The sequence below is a fragment of the Microcoleus sp. K5-D4 genome (genome assembly GCF_036704575.1).
Lineage (GTDB): Bacteria > Cyanobacteriota > Cyanobacteriia > Cyanobacteriales > Microcoleaceae > Microcoleus.
On the sequence record NZ_JAUBSD010000185.1, the window covers coordinates 1 to 2,657 of the forward strand.

Annotated in this window: 2 protein-coding genes; both read right to left on the reverse strand. The window is 46.3% G+C overall.

Annotated elements, in window-relative coordinates; translation table 11 throughout:
* Positions 1-155: 155 nt before the first annotated feature.
* Positions 156-764, reverse strand: a complete 609-nt coding sequence (locus tag QUA77_RS28855) for a Uma2 family endonuclease (protein ID WP_333454042.1) — start codon at positions 762-764, stop codon at positions 156-158.
* Positions 765-919: 155 nt separating this feature from the next.
* A complete protein-coding gene (locus QUA77_RS28860; RefSeq protein WP_333454044.1) occupies positions 920-2,512 on the reverse strand; it encodes a slr1306 family protein in 1,593 nt (530 codons plus the stop codon).
* Between the last annotated feature and the right edge of the window lie 145 nt (positions 2,513-2,657).

Consider the following 2,657-nt stretch of genomic DNA (forward strand, 5'->3'; position numbering starts at 1 on the left):
GCTGGTATTTATAATTATGAACTTTCTTTGAAGACAAATTAGCCATCGCCTGAGACTTTCGCAAGAGGTCTAATATTGAACGGGATAGCCCGCCCGTTCCACAATAACAAAAAATTTTTGTGGAACAGGTATCTTGCCTGTTCTTTTCCCTAACACTAGGCGCCGCCTCGGAAAATTTGATCGACGTTCAGCTCCATATTGGGAAATGTAGGTGAAATAATGCGATCGCTCCCTCTGAACTGTGTAATTCTATACTCTCCGTCCACAAGCTGGCAAACCGAAAGCGTGGGTTCTTTGGGGTCGCCAATATGACGTATTCCGCCGAATGCAGCATAATCCGCAATCCAATATTCGAGGATGCCCATCATTTCGTAATCTGCCAACTTTTTGAGATAATCGTCGCGCCAGTTGGTACTGACAACTTCAACAAGTAGCGGGATAGATGTTCCTTGGGTGATTGTTGCTGACTTCAACCATAAGGGTTCCGACGCTAAAGCCTGACGGTTTAATAGCAAAACATCAGGAATATATCCTGTATCTTTAGCTGGGGGCTTAACTAGCGCTTTCGAGGGAATGCGGTATGGAAGTTGCAGTTTGGTGTAGAGCAGCGTAAATTCTTGAACAAGGTATGCTGTGATATCTTCGTGTTCTCCTGTTGGCTGCATTTCAACCATTACCCCGTCGTGGAGTTCGTAGCATCTGTTCTCGGCTTTGTCTTCTAGAAATTCTTCAAAGCTTAGTATTTTTGGTTGAGTTTGTATCATCGTGCAAACTTTATTTGATTGTATAACAGAAGGCAGAAGGAAAAAGGAAAATATTAACTGGTTGCCTGGTTCTGCCGGGGAACAGGCAAGATGCCTGTCCCACAACAGAAAAACTGTCTTGTGGAACAGGCAAGATGCCTGTTCCTTTATTTTACTTAATTGGCCGCCGACTTAACGGTTTCGGGCCCAGATACCTGAGATGAAAGGCGACTCGCCACTTGGTTGACGAAAGATTGCAAGAAAGAAACTTGCTGATTTTGCGTAAATACTGCTTGCAAAGTTTTAGTCAACTGGTCGAGATTGAAAATGCCTTTGGGAGCATTTTCCAGTTCTTGACTTGGGAAATATTCAATTAAACTCAGTCCTGCTATTCTGGTAAAATATGCTGCACTAATTCCCTGCACCGCGCCTCCTGCTACATAGGTGACGGCATTGCTTTTCAGCAGTCCAGTAATAGTTTGGGTAGACAGTTCTACTAATCCCAATTTGAACATTTGATTAGCTAAAGTACCCGCTACTGTCTTAGCTTGGTCTAAGGAAAACTTTCGCTGGTAGATATCGCCGAGATCGATTACGAGTTGGGTGCTGATGGCGGTTGTTGCTAACAAGTCTAAAGCGGGAACCGGATTAGCAAACACGGTGGCGGCGGCGATGTACTGATATTGTTCGATAATGGGAATTGCCCGATCGCGCCTGACTGCATTTAATAAGGTTTTTGCCTCTAACTTGATACTTGCAGCCTCGCGCACTGCACTCGCCCACACCAACTGTTGCCGTTCTTCAGTTAAGATTTTAGTCAATCTTTCCGTCAGCGGGTCGAGTTGAGAGACTTGCTTTTCGATGCGTTCTTTAAATGTGCCGTCCGCTTGGTGCTGGCGAACTTTAATAGAATTGGGAGAAGCAGCGATCGCAATTATCTCTTCTGTCCCCAATATTCCTTGCATTTTCTGCTGCAAAGAGTGCAAAACCTGCGACTGCTGTTCTGGTAAATATTGGTCTTGTTTGTTCCAGACTAGCAGCACGCGCTGACCGGCGGACGCTAGCTGAGATAATGTTTTAAATTCGGAATCTGTGATGTCGCCCGCTGTCACAAACAGCACTAAATCACCGCCGATTTTGGCATCGGCATTTGTATTAGCAAACAGCGCTGCTGTTTCTTGTAAACTAAGCTTTTGCGGGTGTTGAGAGGCCCAATTAGAATTTAAAACTTGAATTAAGGCAGTTTTGCCGACAGCTTTGCCCCCAGTTACGGTAATCCGTAAATCTTGTCTGTCTAATTCGGCTCTGAGCCGATCGAGCTTTGCTGTTAGATTAGCAGGATCGGCAGAGTTTGGAGCTTCAGAAGCCAGCAATTTAATTGCGGCTTCTGAAGCCGTGATCGCTTTTTCGGCTGCTTCCCTGTTGGCCAAGGGTTGGGGGAGTGCGAGTTCCAGTTTGGGGGATTGTTGCTTCCACCACCAATACCCCGCACCGGCAGCCGCCAAGCCGATGAGTGCCGTTTCGCCCATTTCTGAACCCGAATGCTGTAGAGTTTCCAGCAGCCACAGCGCTGCTGAAAGTCCTATTCCGCCTATCAAAATCGGTCGCCGCAAGTTAAGTGTCATTTTTCCCTTCCTGTGGGTATTGTCGCCAAGCTTAACCTTACCGGGCTTGGCCTCCCTCCCTCTATTCCATCGTACCTCTGTGGCATCCAAACTGGCAGGCGGGCGATCCGACTTTTTGCGATCGGGATTTGCCGCCTGCTGCACAATCAACTTTTTCCACTTCTACAAACGGGGAATAGGGGACTGAAGTCCTCACTACAAACCAATAGATTTTTACAATAGTCCGGACAGTTTTTAAGCAGCCAAAGTACCATAAGACAAGACTGAAGGAAGGTTAGGGTGATTTAAA

Coding starts and splice junctions, on each gene's coding strand:
- QUA77_RS28855 (WP_333454042.1), bottom strand. CDS start 764: ATGATACAAACTCAACCAAAAATACTAAGCTTTGAAGAATTTCTAGAA.